General features: G+C 43.0%; 8 protein-coding genes, 1 tRNA gene and 1 pseudogene. 6 read left to right on the top strand and 4 right to left on the bottom strand.

The features are described 5' to 3' along the window. A pseudogene (locus HWQ40_RS14725) lies at window positions 1-780 on the top strand (transposase); the annotation flags it as partial. A gap of 593 nt (window positions 781-1,373) precedes the next feature. Here HWQ40_RS14725 and ilvD read toward each other — a convergent pair. The 3 genes from ilvD to ahcY form a co-directional block, all read right to left on the bottom strand. After that, a complete protein-coding gene (gene ilvD / locus HWQ40_RS14720; RefSeq protein ID WP_292778901.1) occupies window positions 1,374-3,080 on the bottom strand; it encodes a dihydroxy-acid dehydratase in 1,707 nt (568 codons plus the stop codon). 255 nt (window positions 3,081-3,335) lie between these two features. After that, window positions 3,336-5,048 (bottom strand): ankyrin repeat domain-containing protein, encoded by a 1,713-nt coding sequence (locus HWQ40_RS14715; RefSeq protein WP_292778899.1) that lies wholly within the window; start codon window positions 5,046-5,048, stop codon window positions 3,336-3,338. Window positions 5,049-5,333: 285 nt separating this feature from the next. Then, a complete protein-coding gene (ahcY, locus tag HWQ40_RS14710) occupies window positions 5,334-6,611 on the bottom strand; it encodes an adenosylhomocysteinase (RefSeq protein ID WP_229559492.1) in 1,278 nt (425 codons plus the stop codon). Between the two features lie 390 nt (window positions 6,612-7,001). Here ahcY and HWQ40_RS14705 point away from each other — a divergent pair, with 390 nt between their 5' ends. The 5 genes from HWQ40_RS14705 to HWQ40_RS14685 all read left to right on the top strand — a co-directional run bounded on the left by HWQ40_RS14705 (window position 7,002) and on the right by HWQ40_RS14685 (window position 15,266). After that, entirely contained in the window at window positions 7,002-8,648 is a 1,647-nt protein-coding gene (locus tag HWQ40_RS14705) for a mechanosensitive ion channel family protein (RefSeq protein WP_292778895.1), read from the top strand. A 353-nt stretch (window positions 8,649-9,001) separates the two neighbouring features. After that, the gene (locus tag HWQ40_RS14700; protein ID WP_292778893.1) at window positions 9,002-12,331 is read left to right on the top strand and encodes an efflux RND transporter permease subunit; all 3,330 of its coding nucleotides are present in this window, start codon (window positions 9,002-9,004) and stop codon (window positions 12,329-12,331) included. Window positions 12,332-12,670: 339 nt separating this feature from the next. Next, entirely contained in the window at window positions 12,671-13,108 is a 438-nt protein-coding gene (locus HWQ40_RS14695; protein WP_292778891.1) for a hypothetical protein, read from the top strand. Window positions 13,109-13,790: 682 nt separating this feature from the next. Continuing rightward, a tRNA-Ser gene (locus tag HWQ40_RS14690) sits at window positions 13,791-13,875 on the top strand. 209 nt (window positions 13,876-14,084) lie between these two features. Further along, window positions 14,085-15,266 carry a CapA family protein gene (locus tag HWQ40_RS14685; RefSeq protein WP_292778888.1) on the top strand — a complete coding sequence of 394 codons (1,182 nt, stop codon included), beginning with the start codon at window positions 14,085-14,087 and terminating at the stop codon, window positions 15,264-15,266. A 76-nt stretch (window positions 15,267-15,342) separates the two neighbouring features. Here HWQ40_RS14685 and HWQ40_RS14680 read toward each other — a convergent pair whose 3' ends face one another. Further along, window positions 15,343-16,968 carry a serine/threonine protein kinase gene (locus tag HWQ40_RS14680; protein WP_292778886.1) on the bottom strand — a complete coding sequence of 542 codons (1,626 nt, stop codon included), beginning with the start codon at window positions 16,966-16,968 and terminating at the stop codon, window positions 15,343-15,345. Between the last annotated feature and the right edge of the window lie 197 nt (window positions 16,969-17,165).

The raw sequence follows: 17,165 nt of genomic DNA, 5'->3' as shown, positions 1-17,165 counted from the left end.
TTTGTTGGGGAAAAGTTAGGAGAATTAGACCTTACAGACGACCGTTTGCAATCGCTATTACGTTATCTTAACAAAGATGATAATTGGAAACCATTTGAGGTAGAACTTTCTGGAAACATGATACAAGTCTATGATTTAAATCCAGAAAAGGTTCGTTTAGATAGTACAACAGCTAGTAGTTACTGTGGAGTGAACTCAGAAGGGCTATTTAAATTGGGTCATAGTAAAGATCACCGACCGGACTTGGCACAAGTCAAAATTATGCTAGCGACTTTAGACCCATTAGGTATGCCAATAGCAACAGAAATCTTACCAGGAAATAAAGCAGATGACCCATTATATATTCCAGCAATTAACCAAGTACGTTCGACACTTGAAAAAGCAGGAATGTTATATGTTGGTGACTGTAAAATGGCATCAATAGCAACTCGCACTCACATTGCTCTCGGTCAAGATTTTTATCTTTGTCCCTTAAGTGGTAAACAAATAACACAAGAAGAAATCGGACAATATCTTCAAGCAGTTTGGGATGGAGAACAACAACTAACGACTATTGATTATGATTACGCAGATGCTGAAAATAAACAGATTGCTCAAGGATTTGAACGGGAAGTAGCTCATATAATTGAAGTAAATGGTCAAGAATTTACTTGGAATGAGCGACAATTAATAGTACGTTCCTTTGCAATGGCAGAAACAGAAGAAAAGTCTTTGCGTACACGTTTACAAAAAACCTCAAATGCTCTAGAACTACTCAAAAAATGGGCGAACCGGGAGTGATAACCCTAGCCACGACCGGGCTACAGGAGTGAAAAGCAATGGCACTCAAAACGCTATGGTAAAGCAGTTTGAAGTTTTACAGCGCAAACGTTTCTTACTTTTTATCTAATAGTTATCTTGGATATCACAGTTGATATCAAAATTGCTTCAACCTATCATCTCGTGAGGCTCCGACGAACTGGGGACACTTCATCTTAGCAATAGCTTTTACGTAAGCATCTAACTGTTTTTTATCTTCTGGAGTCATCGGCCTTGATCTAGGGATTGAACACTATTGATTTTCTCGAATTCTTGTGTTGCTGTACAGTTTCCCCCTTGCTTGGCGAGTATTACTCGCGAATAATTTCGGCTTTTCACCCTCTTTTTGCAAAATTGGGATGCTCCCAAAGTTACGGGTTTTGAGACAGGAGGCAGGAGGCAAGAGGCAGGAGTTATAAAATCCTTTGACCACAAGCTTTCCCTTGCATTTTACTTTCTTTACCTTCTGCCTCCTGCCTTATCTTAGTGACATTCGTTTCACAGCCAATGCCAGAAAGTCGTCTTTCCATACTCTTGTAGAGAGACGCGATATATTGCGTCTCTACCCTTACTCCCTACTCATGAAATAAATCCAAGTCTGTGACAGCACCAACACTACTAGAGGAAACTAACTTAGCATATTTTGCTAAGATGCCTTTTGTATAACGGGGTGGACGGGGTTGCCATTTAGCGCGGCGACTAGCTAATTCTGCATCAGAAATGTTGATTTGTAACAAGCGAGAATTAGCATCGATAGTGATGCTATCACCTTCTTCGACCAGAGCGATCGCACCACCAATGGCGGCTTCGGGAGCAACGTGTCCGACTACCATCCCGTAAGTACCGCCTGAAAAGCGTCCATCAGTAATTAACCCGACTGCATCACCTAAACCCGCACCAATAATTGCTGAGGTGGGTGCTAACATTTCCCGCATCCCAGGGCCGCCAATAGGGCCTTCGTAGCGGATGATAATTACATCACCGGCTTTAATCTTACCTGCAAGGATGGCATCTAAGCATTCTTCCTCGGAATCAAAAACCCGTGCAGAGCCGGTAATGCCGGGATTTTTTATCCCGGTGATTTTTGCTACTGCTCCCTCTGTAGCGAGATTCCCTTTCAGGATGGCTAAGTGACCTTGGGCATACATCGGGCTATTCCAAGGACGAATCACATCTTGATTGGTGGGTGGTTCATCGGGGACATTTGCTAAAATTTCGCCGATGGTTTTACCTGCGATGGTAATACAGTCACCGTGAAGTAATCCATGCACCAATAGCATTTTCATCACTTGGGGAATACCACCAGCTTGATGTAAGTCTGTGGCGACATATCTACCACTGGGTTTTAAATCACATAAAACAGGGACACGACCACGGATAGTTTCAAAATCATCTAGATTAAGTTCTACACCAGCCGCACGAGCGATCGCCAGAAAATGTAACACGGCGTTAGTTGAACCACCCACAGCCATAATTACAGAAATAGCATTTTCTATAGATTTGCGCGTGATAATGTGCCGGGGTAACAGTTGATTACGAATTGCTTCTACTAATACCTTGGCTGATTCTTCGGTGCTATCGGCTTTTTCATCATCTTCTGCCGTCATTGTGGAAGAATAGGGTAAACTCATGCCCATCGCTTCAAAGGCCGAGGACATAGTATTGGCTGTGAACATCCCACCGCAAGAACCAGCACCAGGACAAGCACGGCGTTCTACTTCCATCAGTTCGATGTCGTCAATTTTACCAGCACTGTATTCACCCACAGCCTCAAAGGAACTCACAACAGTCAAGTCGCGGCCCTTCAAGTGTCCGGGCTTAATTGTCCCACCGTAAACAAAGATAGCCGGGATATTCATCCTTGCCATTGCAATCATTGCCCCTGGCATATTTTTATCACAGCCACCGATGGCAATGACACCATCCATACTTTGACCATTACAGACGGTTTCAATGGAGTCAGCAATCACTTCTCGTGACACCAGGGAATATTTCATCCCCTCAGTTCCCATCGAAATTGCATCACTAACAGTAATTGTGCCGAACATTTGCGGCATTGCCCCAGCTAGTTTAATTCCAGCTTCAGCTATGAGTGCTAGTTGATTAATCCCCATGTTACAGGGAGTGATGGTGCTGTAGGCATTAGCCACACCGACAATTGGTTTCTTAAAGTCTTCATCTTGAAAACCTACTGCACGCAGCATAGCGCGATTTGGCGATCGCTGCACCCCTTGTGTGACAACTTTACTTCTGAAATTCTCTGACGTTGTTTTTTCACTCATTGCTCTGGCCTCAATCAAATCTCTGTACGAGTATGATATGTAGCCTTTTTTGAGATGTCCAATATATATTTATTTAAAATTGAAACTTATAAAGTATCAAAAACATGGGACTACGACACCTGAACTACTTTATTGCTGTAGCGAAGGAATTACATTTCAGCAGGACTTAGATAAATGAACATGTTGTGCCTTTAAGATTATCTGTACCTCACCTTGGCGTAGCCTCTCGTAGAGAAGTTGCAATCTGCTGTATATTTAAACAGTAGCGCGACTCCAAGTTAAGTTGATTAAATCTAAGATGTAATCTACAGAGTTATCTATATAATCTTCCGATCCTTCATTACCAATTACACACAATTTACCACCAGTAATATAAATTTTATCTGGTTCTTTGTAGTAAGCTTTCTGATGACTAATCCATCCTGGCTTCTCACCATTTGTTTTTATTTGTTCTATTTCAAATGTGTGGATATGTAATCTATAAACTGGGGTTTCATTATAGATTCTTGTACCGCAATATCCTAAACTGCCAATGATATATATGTATTCTCCAACTAATGTAGCTGAATGGAAATCAGTTGGTTCAAAAACATCTTGGGGATAACCAAAAATCTGAAAGTTACCATCACCTTGATAAACTACAACATCGTTATATATACAAAAATTAGAGTCATAGTAGTCTTCATGTTCACCAGCAATTTCTACAATTCTGCCATCTGGTAATTGTGTAATGGTTCTGCCAAATCGGTCATAGCACCATACTTTATATTGCCGATTTTCTGTATCTTTAAAAGTATTTTGTGCGTCATAAGCAGAACAACCTTCATAAATCATCACCTGCCAAAAAGGTATTTTCATCAATTCTGGATTGGTTTTGCCAAAACGTGGATGTTTGCCAGCAAAATATTGCTCTGGAGATAATTCTGATAGTGAGAATTTGCTGTTGGCAATTCCGGTGAGCGATCGCCGCATATCATTGTTAATATCGCTCACATCTTCACCAGCTGCAATTAACATTTTGACGATTTCTTTCTTTGTCGCTATCTTAATAGCTTTGTCATTGCAATGATTGATTCTGCTGGGGTTTGCACCAGCTTCTAGTAAAACTCTAACGCAATCAGTAGCACTATACTCTGCTGCAATTATTAACGCAGTGTTACCAAAATCATCAGTGGCTTCAATATCCAATCCCTCTGCAATTAGCCACTTTAGAACTTCCAGCCTATTATCTTCTATCGCATACATTAACGGCGTTTTTCCGCAGTTTCCCGCATCGTTGTGATTTGCTCCCGCAGCTAGGAGTAATTTAGCTTTAGGTAGTTCACCCATTTGAATACTCAATAACCAAGGGGTTCTATACCAACAATCACGCACATCTCGATCTGCTCCTTGCTCTAGCAACAACTTTACTTGCTCTAAGCTCCCAAAAACTATAGCGTGGATTAATTCTGTCCATCCCAGTTGCTCTGGATTAGCACCCGCGTTCAATAATAATTTGACAGCATCAAATCTCCCAATATGAGCAGCTACTTTGATTGCAGATTCACCATAGCGACTAATGCCATTGACAGCAGCACCTCTAGAGATGAGTAAATCTAAAGTTGATATTAAGTTTTGATCCTGCAAGATATCTCGACCATGCATAGCATTAATTAAGACATCATATCCGTCTGGGCTTTGATAATTAATATCTGCTCCAGCATCTAGAATCAATTGAATTTTATCTAGATTTCCTGACTGTACAGCCAACCCAAGTACAGTGTTTTCCTGTACAACGGCATTCACATTCGCGCCATGTTCCAATAGGAAGTGAATCATATCCATACCTACTGTAGGGGTACTAACCGCATACATTAATGGTGTTTGCAGGGAATGCTTTTCTACGCAATCAATATCAACACCATTGGCTAGTTTACGTGCGACTCCTGCCATATTGCCCTGCTGTACATAAATATAAATTTTTTGCATAAATTTTCTTAGTTAATTTCTGATATAAATTATCGGCGTTAGATATTTTGCAAAAGTTCGGTTAAGGTAAGAGACGCGATGAATCGCCGTCTCTACAATAATCAGTCTTTCGTATATACGGCAATTTATCGCATTTTTGCGATCTAGAATTTTTATCAAAAAACCTTAACTGAATGGTATTTAAACTGCGGATTTTGCTTGCAGTACGCGCGGCGCGAAACCCACAAAAAAGGGATAAGCCTAAAGCCTATCCCCAAAAAATCAATTAATCAATTAATCAATGTATCAAGTTCCTGAAGTCCAAGAATTGATGTACTCAATTTGGTCGGGTGTTAGGCTATCAATCGTGATACCAATAGCCTGCAATTTCAACCGAGCAATTTCTTGATCGACTTCAACGGGAATTGAGTGCAAACCAGGTTGCAACTTACCCTTATTCTTCACCAGGAATTCACAAGCCAAAGCTTGGTTGGCAAAACTCATATCCATTACCGCGCTGGGGTGTCCTTCAGCCGCAGCTAGGTTAATCAAGCGTCCTTGTCCGAGAACGACAACTGATTTACCATTTTTCAACTTATACTCTTCAGTGAAAGGACGAACTTCTTTGATTTCCTTAGCTTGTGCAGCCAAGTATTTCAAATCAAGTTCCAAGTCAAAGTGACCGGAGTTACAAACGATCGCACCATCTTTCATCACATCGAAGTGTTCACCACGAACGACGTGCTTGTTACCAGTCACAGTGATAAAAATATCACCTTGGGGTGCAGCTTCAGCCATTGGCAGAACGCGGAAGCCATCCATTACGGCTTCAATTGCCTTGATGGGGTCGATTTCGGTGACGATGACGTTAGCACCCATCCCACGGGCGCGGAGGGCTGTACCTTTACCACACCAGCCATAACCGACGACGACAATGTTTTTACCAGCCAACAAAATATTGGTGGCGCGGATAATGCCATCTAGGGTTGATTGCCCAGTACCATAGCGATTATCAAAGAAGTGCTTGGTGTCGGCGTCGTTAACGTTGACTGCGGGGAAGGTGAGAACGCCTTCTCTAAACATGGCGCGTAACCGCACGATCCCAGTTGTGGTTTCTTCGGTGCTACCAATCAAATCAGCGATTTGGTGTTGGCGTTGTTGTACCAAAGTTGCAACCACATCGCTACCGTCATCAACAATAATGTTGGGGCGATGATCTAAAGCTATTTGGACGTGGCGGTTATAAGTTTCGTTATCTTCGCCTTTTTGAGCAAAGACAGGAATTTCATGATCGAGGACGAGACTAGCGGCTACGTCATCTTGGGTTGATAAGGGATTGCTAGCAATTAAAAGCGCGTCTGCACCACCGGCTTTCAGAGCGATCGCCAAATGTGCTGTTTCTGTTGTAATGTGGGCACAAGCTACAAGGCGTAAACCAGCGAAGGGCTTTTCGATAGCAAAGCGATCGCGAATTTGCCGCAAAACTGGCATTTCGCGTCCAGCCCATTCAATGCGCTGTCTTCCCAAGGCAGCTAGGCCGAGGTCTTTAACCTCGTGCTTTAATCGGGGAGAAGTTGCGGTCATCAAAATTACCTCAAAAAATTAAAAAAGCTACGTAAAGTTTACGCACTCTACTAGGTTATTGTACAACTGGTGATTTTTGCTTGTATTTAGCAAATCACTAGTGAATAGTCCTCAGGACTAGCTTGACGTTTGATCGGCACAATGTCAACTTCCTCCCCAGCTTCTTCCTTTTTGTTTTATCTTTGGTAAGAGTAAGACTCCGATCAGCCTTACCTGCTGATTTTCAGCACCTTGTCATCTCTCTAAAGATAGAAGACAAACAAAAAAACATGAAAATTTCATCGTCTAAAGGGAAAACCTCAACTTTAGATAGGTACATCTACCCAAAGTTATTGCGGAGGATAGCTATAGAAGTAGTCACCAGTAGATTTTACTCAAGGAGGTGTTTGAGTGCGCTTTCAATTTTTGGCGATCGCCAGTTCAATGGCCATAGGCGTTGTATCTGTGCCAAAAGCCACAGCCCAGATGCCTTTGTTACCGCAACTGCAAGCTCCCAGCAGTATTAGTAATGATTCAGATAACAGAGTTGTTTCGGGCTGGATTTATTTAGATGGTCGTCGGTTATTTCAAATAGCGGCAACAAGAACCAACTTTCCTGAGCGTTCAGAAGATATTCAAAAGAAGTTGGAGAAAATTGGTCAAAATTACTTTCAATCACCAGCAAAAACACCAGTCAAGGTAGAAGTTCGCAAAGTCAACGAATTACCAGTAATTTATGTCAACGGTCAATATCTGATGACCGTTACTTCTGAAGATGCGGGACTGCGACAGGTAGATGTATCGACATCGGCAAATCAAGTCAAAGAATCGTTACAAGAAGACTTGCAACAAGCAAAGCAAGAAAGGCAAACTCAATCTCTAATCGACCAAGGTAAAATTGCTGCTGGTACCGGACTGGCAATGATTATTATGAGTTGGGGGGTATATAGTTGGCAGCGGCGTTCCCAAAAGGATTTAGAAAACTCCATTGCCTGCCAACCCCAAAGGGAACTCTTCAACTACCCAAAACCAGCAGATCAAGCAATTACAACACAACTAAATCAACGACAACAGCAACATCTCCAAGAAGCCAAGAGACGATTGTTTCAGCTCAGTCAAGCCGGAATTTGGGGAGGTGGAAGCTTCTTTATTTTGGGTTTATTTCCCTATACACGAGGTTTTCAGGTAGCAATTCTCATAGCCGCCCAATTTCCTTTGCGATTAGGTGTCGTATGCTTGGCAACCTATGTAGCAATCCGTTTGACCTATGCCCTAATTGACCGCTTCGCCTCCACTCTGATTAGCAGTGGTGCTTTCCTCACTCCAGAAAGTTCTGCACGGCTGCAACTACGAGTTTCCACATTTTCTGGTGTCACTAAAAGTATCACTACTGCTATATGGGTAGGAGTAGGTTTCTTGCTAGCGCTGGTATCCTTGGGGATAGATATCGTTCCCTTGCTAGCGGGTGCTAGTTTAGTTGGTGTTGCATTATCTTTGGCGTCGCAAAACTTAATTAAAGATGCGATTAACGGTTTTTTGATCATTCTAGAAGACCAGTATGCTTTAGGCGATGTGATTACTGTGGGAGATGTGGGAGGCTTAGTAGAAAATCTGAATCTGCGGATGACCCAAGTGCGGGATTCCGAAGGGCGTTTGATCACAATTCCCAATGGTGAAATTAAAGTTGTTGCCAATCTTTCTAGTCGTTGGTCACGAGCCGATTTAACAATTCCCATCGCCTACCAAGCCGATACAGAAGAGGCTTTGAAGTTGATTGCAACTATTGCTGATAAGATGAATCAAGAAATGCAATGGCAGAGTCAAATTTTGGAACCGCCGCAAGTTTTGGGAATAGATCAATTTGGCGATCGCGGTTTGATTATTCGTGTCTGGATTAAAACACAGCCCCTCAAACAATGGGATGTCGCACGAGAACTTCGCCGCCGCCTAAAAGTTGCCCTAGATGAAGCTGGAATTTCCATCTCTGTGCCTCAACAAGCAATTTGGGTCAATGACGATCAGTTGTTAAATTTTCCGAGTAATGGCAAAGATAATTAGAAATTTAGATTCATTACCTCATTTTTAGGTTGATTAGACCAAATTCTAACCTCTCCTAGCAGGGGAGCAGGGGAGCATGGGAGCAGGGGAGCAGGGGACAAGTTTCTTGCTTGTCTCTTCCCAATCCCCAATCCCCAATCCCTAATCTTGCGCGATCACCAACATTAAACCTTAATAAATCCTTATATTAATAAAAAGCTACTACTACAACACGGTGTAAATAAACCACCCATTCAAAATCAATGAAACGCTTACGCTGTATTAATTTTGAATTTTGAATTTTGAATTTTGAATTCCGCCTTGCGGTACTACGTTCCTAAGCATTCTGAAACTTTTCCTTTATTCCTTGATTTATGTTTGTCAATACCTTCATCAGACGACCAGTGCTGACGACGGTCTGCACGTTCATCATCTTGCTGCTGGGAAGCATCTGTATTCCGATCCTTCCCATTTCTCAGCTACCAGACCTCGCTCCGGTGCAAATCACCGTTAGCTCCAACAATACTGGTGCAGATGCTCAAACAACAGAAAGCACTGTCACCAACATCATTGAGCGACAAATTAATGGTGTTAAAGATGTATCTTATATATCTTCTAACACGGGTAATGATGGTTCCAGCAATATAACTGTCTCCTTCCCAACCAATGTCAATAGCGATATTGCTCAAGTAAACGTTCAAAATAAACAAGCACTTGCTGAACCTCAACTGCCAGATACCGTTCAACGAACAGGTGTTACCGTTGAAACGGCATCGAGCAGTCTGCTTCTCGTCTATGGGTTTTACTCAGAAAATAATGAGTATGACAACATTTTTATCAGTAACTATGTTGACCTGTATATTTTCGATCAGATCAAACGGCTTCCTGGTGTAGGAAAAGCTACGATTTTTGGGGAGCGCAAATATGCCATGCGTCTCTGGCTCGACCCCAACAAGCTTGCCCAACATCAACTAACTCCTCAAGATGTGACAACTGCCCTGCAAGAACAAAATATTCAGGTAGGTGCAGGGGCAATTGGTAAGGAACCAGCACCAGATAATCAAAGCTTTGAATTTGCTTTACGGGCAACCAGTCGATTTAAAGATGCGGCTGAATTTGAAGATATGGTGCTGAAGGTGAGTCGAGGTGGCAGTAATAGTACTACTAATAGCACGACTAATGGCACGATTAATAGCACTCTAGTTAAGGTCAGAGATGTCGGTCGAGTTGAACTGGGAGCAGAGAGCTATCTTGCTGATGCCAAATTCACCATCCCAGGAAATGCTCCCAAGGCAGCCGTGGGTTTGGGTATATATCAACTTCCCGGTAGTAATGCGCTGAACGTTGCTCATGCTGTTGAAGAGCAGATCAAAATATTAGAGAAGAGTTTTCCACCTGGACTAAAAGCACAGTTGGCATTTGATACCACTCCATTTGTAGAAATTTCTTTAGAAGAAGTTCTGCACACTCTGGTTGAAGCTATTATCCTGGTGGTCTTGGTAATTTTTGTCTTTTTGCAAGACTGGCGTACCACGATCATTCCCACTGTTGCGATCCCCGTTTCCCTGATTGGGACATGTGCGGCTCTGTTGGTTTTAGGATTTCAGATTAATACACTGACCTTATTTGGTTTCGTCCTGGCGATCGGTATCGTCGTCGATGATGCCATTATTGTGGTCGAGGCAGTTGCGGTCAAACTAGAGCAAGGCATGAGGCCCTTTGAGGCGGCTGTTGAAGCCATGAAGGAGTTAACTGGGGCAATCATTGCGACTTCACTTGTACTCATGGCAGTATTTATTCCAGTTGCATTCATTCCGGGCACTACTGGGATTGTCTACAAACAATTTGCGTTAACGGTTGCTTGCTCAATTGGCATCTCGACCTTCAATGCCTTAACCTTCTCTCCGAGTATGGCAGCCATCCTCATGCGTCCAGCTCAGACTCCACGGGGCCCTTTAGGTTGGTTCTTTAGGCAGTTTAATCGGGGATTTGGCTGGTTCACGCGCCGATATGTCGGGTTTGTTAGCTACCTTACCCATGTCAAGCCAATTGTAATTGGGGTTTTCATTACTGGTTTAGTCGCAACAGTTTTGATGTACAGAGCAGTGCCTACGGGATTTATTCCAGAGGAAGATCAGGGTTACTTCTTTGTAATTGTCCAGGGGCCTGATGGGGTTTCTTTGAAATACACCGAATCTGTGATGAATCGGGTTGTCAAGGAAGTAACATCGGTTCCCGAAGTTAGAGCTAGTTTTATGATCAGTGGTTTTGGTTTCGATGGCAATGCTTCTAATTTAGGCATTGCCTTTGCTAACCTGAAACCCTGGAAAGAGAGAGCTAAAGAATCTGAGTCTGTCTATGGAATACTTCAGAGACTGAACAAAAAGCTCTCTACAATTACAGATGCTAGAGTGATTGCGGTGAATGCTCCTCCGGTTAGAGGGTTAAGTACTACGGGTGGTTTTGAGTTTATCATTCAAGACAAAACTGGAACTGCGCCGATTCAAACCCTGGTTGATACTGCTAACAAATTCATTGCGGCGGCAAATAAAAAGCCTGTTCTCCAACGAGTCTTCACTCAGTTCACCGCAGACACTCCCCAATTTGACATTCAGGTAAACCGCAACCAAGCCAAAGCTCTCAACGTCGAACTCAGCGACATCTTTGGGGCGTTGCAAAGTTACTTGGGGTCGCAATATGTGAATGACTTTGTGCAGGGACAGCGACAGTATCGAGTTTATGTCCAAGCTGATGGGGTTTTCCGCTCTAATCCAGAGGATATTGGCAAGTTGTATGTTCGCTCTGCTAGTGGAGCGATGATTCCGTTAAGCAGCCTGGTGAAAGTTACTCCCTTTGTGGGGCCGAAAACCATCTCCCATTACAACTTGTACAGGTCAATCAAAGTCCAGGGCGCTCCTGCTCCCGGTGCTAGTTCTGGACAGGCGATTAAAGCGATGGAGGAAGTAGCAGTAGAAAACTTACCTCAAGGGTTTGGTTATGAATGGACAGGGACTTATCTCCAGGAAAAGACATCTGGGGGATCTACAGGCTTGATTTTTGCCTTAGCGATCGTGATTGTCTTTCTGGTGCTATCGGCTCAGTATGAAAGCTACATTGACCCAATCATTATTTTGCTGACTGTTCCTCTAGCAGTCTTGGGAGCGATGACAGCACTTTGGCTACGTTCCAATATTTTCATGGCAGGTAGCCTCTTCCCGAAAGTGGTGGATGATATCTATTGCCAGGTAGGTTTGGTGACTTTGATTGGTCTAGCTGCAAAGAACGCAATTCTAGTCGTAGAATTTGCCAATCAGCTGCATGAGCAGGGCATGAGCTACACAAGGGCGGCGGTAAAAGCGGGGCAAGAACGTCTGCGACCGATCTTAATGACATCCTTTGCAGCGCTGTTAGGATTTTTGCCCTTGGTAATCTCTCAAGGGGCTGGAGCCAGCAGCCGTTGGTCTTTAGGAACAGCGCTCTTTGGAGGGCTGATGCTTTCGACGTTCTTGAGTTTATTCTTAGTGCCAATTTTGTATATTTTGGTTAAGAGCTTGGCTCAGGCTATATTACCTCGGAAGCGATCGGGAGGCTCAAACCCTCCAGATTCTCCAAATGGAGCTTCGGGAACTAGACATGAAGCTTTGGCTGCTGGCTCAAGTCAGCCAGAGACACAACTCAGGTCTCAGGAGGATGGGATAACCTAACTTTTGCCCTTAAGTCTCCTAGCAAAGTGCAGACTACTTTCTAACAAAAAGAGGCAAGGGGGCAGGGAGCAGGGAGCAGGGGGAGAAAAAGTCGTTTTGATGGGCGTGAAATTGGATAATTTATTTTTTGGAGTTCCCTTATAAGAAGTGGATGGACTCAGACTTATGTTCCGCTCTGATTCACGCAGCAGGAAGAGGTCATTTCCCTCTGCTATGCAGCCTAAAAGCGTATCAGCTTATCCACAACATCCTCTAACTCTGATACCATTTTCTGTAATTTCCTGCTTGCTAAAAAAATTAGTCGAATAGAAATTAAGTACTTAGATAAGGAAGAGTGAAATGGGACTTAGCGACGGACTTTTGAACCCGACCAAAAAGGCTATGGTCATAGAGGATTGTTGCAACATGATCGAAGGACAGCTTGCATCCAAGTCAGGTATGAGTGGTATCGCTTTGAAAACTGCCTTTGCTGCTTTGAAGGGGGTTAAGCCAGGGTACATTCCCTATGTCGTTGAGCAGATATTACCGCAATGCTTTACAGCTCTCGATCCCATCTGGAGTCAAGGCGTAGAGAAAGGCAACCCAGTTGAATATCTGAGTGCGAATCGTTCTGATACAGCAAATGCACTACTGGGTGTTACTGATGCGAGAGTCAAGAACTCAAACCGCCAAATCGTGCGAGGAACTTATGAAAAACTTCGCGGTTCCGCCAAAAAGCACGTAGAAGAAGCAGTGCCAGACTTAGCCAAAGTAATCGGTAATTACACTAAGGTCTGAGCCAGAGAAGAGACGCGATTAATCGCGTCTTTTAGATTAATTGATCGCGCATCTCTTCTGGAGAATCGCCTTTTTATATAAGCCGTAGGCATCGCCTGAGATAATTCTGCAAAGTGCGTACACCCAAGCTTGTTGCCATACCTCCCTTGGCTCTATATATCAAATCCGGTTAATTACTTATTATTACTCGGTTGAATTTTTATTTTTTGTTAGGTGCGATCGCACTTTGTCAATTTTTGTGAAGCGTAACTGTCCTGCAACAACGGCGACCCTTATTCTGATTACATTTTAGCTTTTGAAATATATTTGCAAGGTTATTTTTGAGATAAAAAATGGGGGAATTTTTACTAGTTATGCCAAAGTGCGATCGCACTCGTATCAGCATAAGTCACTTGGTGCGATCGCTTTTATTGGAGTGGTTGAGATCAGAGGATGCTGATTAAAAAAAATTTCATAGAATAATACGAGTACTGTTATTTTTAAGTCATGCTAATGTAATAAGATAAATTTTGTGATGTCTTTTTCGATGTCTATAGACCTTAATTCGCCCTTGACGTTCTTGGAGGATTGCGTTACGCAAAAAAGCGATAATGCTATAGTAGTATTGGGAATCCAGCAAGATTTCCCTAAATTTACAGCATTTGAATGTAAAATAGATACTCAAATGTCTGAATAAATAGTTGGAGAGGTGTCCGAGCGGTTCATGGTGACGCACTCGAAATGCGTTTTGGGGAAACCCAACGGGGGTTCGAATCCCCCCCTCTCCGTTCAAAAGATTACTGAAAATTTACTACAATGTGGCTGAAATTTGCCTACCTTTAACAATAATCTTGAGCAACTTGTTTGTTTATTTGCAAGTGAGATAGGATTATCGCTCAATATTTACGTAGTCAAATATTTGCCAAAAAACACTAAAATATACACCGCCAACACAGATTTTTGGGATAAACTAATGCCATCGTGTGAGGAGTGAACGATGGTAGATCGCAGCTTGGGGCGAGTATTCTCATTTAGTGTTATCAGCATTTGTTTATATCTTGGTATTAGTATAGGAGTCATTATCCGGCTTGGGCAATCACAGCGATTAAACGCTGCTACTATGCCTACTGAGCCTGTGCGATTTCCATTAGCTATTCCTGAACTTACGCCATCAACAACAGAACAACAAACCTTTCCAGATACTATTACCATCAAAGCCGTTGGAGATATTATTCCCGGCACTAATTTCCCTAACTATAGATTACCCCGCTTTCGAGATCAATTATTACCAAAGTCAGTGAAAACTCACTTGCAAGGATCTGATATCTTGTTTGGTAATTTTGAAAGTAGCCTAACTAATTATCCCTATACTGCCAAAGATATTAGCCGAGGACAAGTATTTGCCTTTCGCTCTCCACCTGTATACGCCCAATTTTTTGCTGAAGCTGGTTTTAATGTGTTCAATATGGCAAATAACCATGCAATGGACTTTGGCCCGGTAGGGTTCAAAGATACAATAAAAAATCTTCAGGCTGTGGGCATTGCAACATTAGGTCATAAAAATCAAATTCTTTACTTGGAAGCTAACAATATCCCCGTGGCGATGATCGGGTTTTCTCCTTATGAAATGTATAATTCTATCCATAATTTAGGAGCAGCTAAAGCACTCGTAGTAGAAGCCAAAAATAAAGCCAATATTGTAGTAGTATCGATGCACGCTGGAGCGGAAGGAACAGGGGCACTACACGTTAAGAATCAAACAGAGTTTTTTTATGGAGAAAACCGAGGTAATGCGATCGCGTTTGCTCGAAACATGATTGATGCAGGAGCAGACTTAGTACTAGGACATGGGCCTCACGTTCCCAGAGCGATGGAAATTTATAAAGGAAAAATCATTGCCTATTCTTTAGGAAATTTTTTGGGATATCGGACTTTATCTACAAATGCCCAAACAGGTGACTCAATGATTTTAGAAGTCAAACTCAACTCAACAGGAGATTTGGTATCAAGTAAAATTATTCCTGTTCGGATGGATCGGCAAGGAATCCCTCATATCGATCAGAGTTTTCAAACTGTGAGACTTATGCGTTATTTGAATAATCAAGCTTTTCCCAAGAATCCGGTGAAGATTAATAAGAAGGGGGAAGTTGTTGTACAGAATAAACTTAATCCTTCCTAAAATAATTCTTAATTAGTTAATAGGAGTCTGCATGGTGGTGGACTCACCAGGCTGCTTTACCAAAATCCAAAATTGACTAGTTATTGTCATCTTGTGGCTTTTCCCCGAACTTCTGAATATTCTGGGGTTGGCTATTAATCGGTGAATTTTGCTTTTCCAGCGTTGGTACTACTACAGCAGAAGGATCTGATTGTTTGGATTCTGTTGGTGGTGCTGGTGGTATAAGTACAGGTTTTGATGGACTTACGGGTTGAGGGGAGGCAGGATTTTGACTAGAAGCGGGTAAGTTATTTTGTGGGAATGGCAATGGTGCGGGGGAAGCTTTTCGAGATGAGCGGATTGCCCGTAGTTTTTCCACTAACGAGGGTGTGGGGGAAACGCTAGGTGAAGGTGTGGATTGTTCGGAATCACCGCGTTGTGATTCTCTTGTAGGGCTGCTGGTAGATTCTTCTTGAGAAGAACGACGATTGCGGCGACGCTGCTTGGAATTAGAGCCAGGTGCTGTTTCGGTTCTTGAGGTAGTGTTAGTCTCTTCACCTCTGGGTGAAGATGTACTATCAAAATTAGGTGCTTTCGCGCCTGATTCTTGAGTTGGCTTTTCAACAAGTGGCTTGGCAGTCGGCTGCTGCTGAGATTTGGGTAATATGCTTGTGATCCCAAAACCTGCTGTAGCAGCAACTAAGGCTACACCTATACCAATAAATAATTTAGATGACCCCAGCTTTTTAGCCAATTCAGTTTCCTTAGCCATGCCTGGGTTAGGCTGCGCTAACACAGATGGTCTATAAATAGAATTTTGGGCTGTTTTTCCAATGACAGTTGCTGCCTGCTGCGCAGATAAATTGACAGTTGGTACTGCATAAGTGGGTAAGACTTGCGGTGTTCCATTCACTCCATTTCCAGGTAGCAATTGCAGCCACTCAGCAACTGTCGCTGGCCGAAAACGAGACTCTACCGCCATCCCGCGCATTACCGCTTGGTTGACAGCAGCACTCAAGTGTGGTTGCAGTTCACGGGGAGAAGGCATTTGTTCGCGATCGCGCAATAATGCTGGCATGGGAACTTGGGCTGTCAACAATGCATACAAGGTTGCTGCTAAACCATAAACATCCGTGGCGGGTGTGCGCGCCGCTTGCGTCATATACTGCTCAATCGGAGAATAACCCTCAGAAACCAGACCTGTGTGAGTCTGCCTGACACCACCATTAAATTCCCTGGCAATGCCAAAATCAATTAGTACTACTTCCTGTGTTCCTTGACGAAGAATAATATTATCTGGTTTGACATCACGATGTAACAAACCGTTGTTGTGTACTACCTGCAACGCTGCCCCAATTTGCCGGATGTAATGAATTGCTGTGGCTTCAGGCAAAGTTATCCCTGGTAATACAAATGCGTCTCCCAAGGTTTCACCAGGAATGTATTCCATCACCATATAAGGCAATCCAGCTTCCACAAAAAAGTCACTAACTCGGACTATATTTGGGTGAATACACGTAGCTAATCGTCTGGCTTCATCTTGGAATTGGCGCTCGAATTTGGCAAAATCAGGATGTTGTCGCAGCCGTTCATTGATGGTTTTCATCACCACCTCCTGACCCAAGTAGTGATGCCTAGCTTTAAAGGTAATGCCAAAGCCACCCCGCCCTATTTCTTGAATTAGGGTATATTTTCCATCCTGCAAAATTGTGCCTGCTAACATAAAGAGTCCTGAGTCCTGAGTGAGCAGATAAGTACCGAGTCCTGAGTCTTGAGGGATTTCCCAAAAATTTTCCCATATTTTTATCGGGCAGGGTTCTTGCCTGTCTATTTTACGGGATGATTTAGTTGTTGAAATTCCGGAAGTGAGAAAGACCTCCCCATGAGCACAACAGTTTTATCTTTCTCAGATGATAACGC

The sequence above is a fragment of the Nostoc sp. NMS9 genome (assembly GCF_017114995.1).
Lineage (GTDB): Bacteria > Cyanobacteriota > Cyanobacteriia > Cyanobacteriales > Nostocaceae > Nostoc.
The sequence above is the reverse complement of the archived record's forward strand: the minus strand, read 5'-3'. Positions and strand labels throughout refer to the sequence as shown.

Bases quoted from the DNA above. Each gene is read 5' to 3' on its own strand.
- ilvD (WP_292778901.1), bottom strand. From the start codon at position 3,080: ATGAGTGAAAAAACAACGTCAGAGAATTTCAGAAGTAAAGTTGTCACA.
- HWQ40_RS14715 (WP_292778899.1), bottom strand. From the start codon at position 5,048: ATGCAAAAAATTTATATTTATGTACAGCAGGGCAATATGGCAGGAGTC.
- ahcY (WP_229559492.1), bottom strand. From the start codon at position 6,611: ATGACCGCAACTTCTCCCCGATTAAAGCACGAGGTTAAAGACCTCGGC.
- HWQ40_RS14700 (WP_292778893.1), top strand. From the start codon at position 9,002: ATGTTTGTCAATACCTTCATCAGACGACCAGTGCTGACGACGGTCTGC.
- HWQ40_RS14695 (WP_292778891.1), top strand. From the start codon at position 12,671: ATGGGACTTAGCGACGGACTTTTGAACCCGACCAAAAAGGCTATGGTC.
- HWQ40_RS14685 (WP_292778888.1), top strand. From the start codon at position 14,085: ATGGTAGATCGCAGCTTGGGGCGAGTATTCTCATTTAGTGTTATCAGC.
- HWQ40_RS14680 (WP_292778886.1), bottom strand. From the start codon at position 16,968: ATGTTAGCAGGCACAATTTTGCAGGATGGAAAATATACCCTAATTCAA.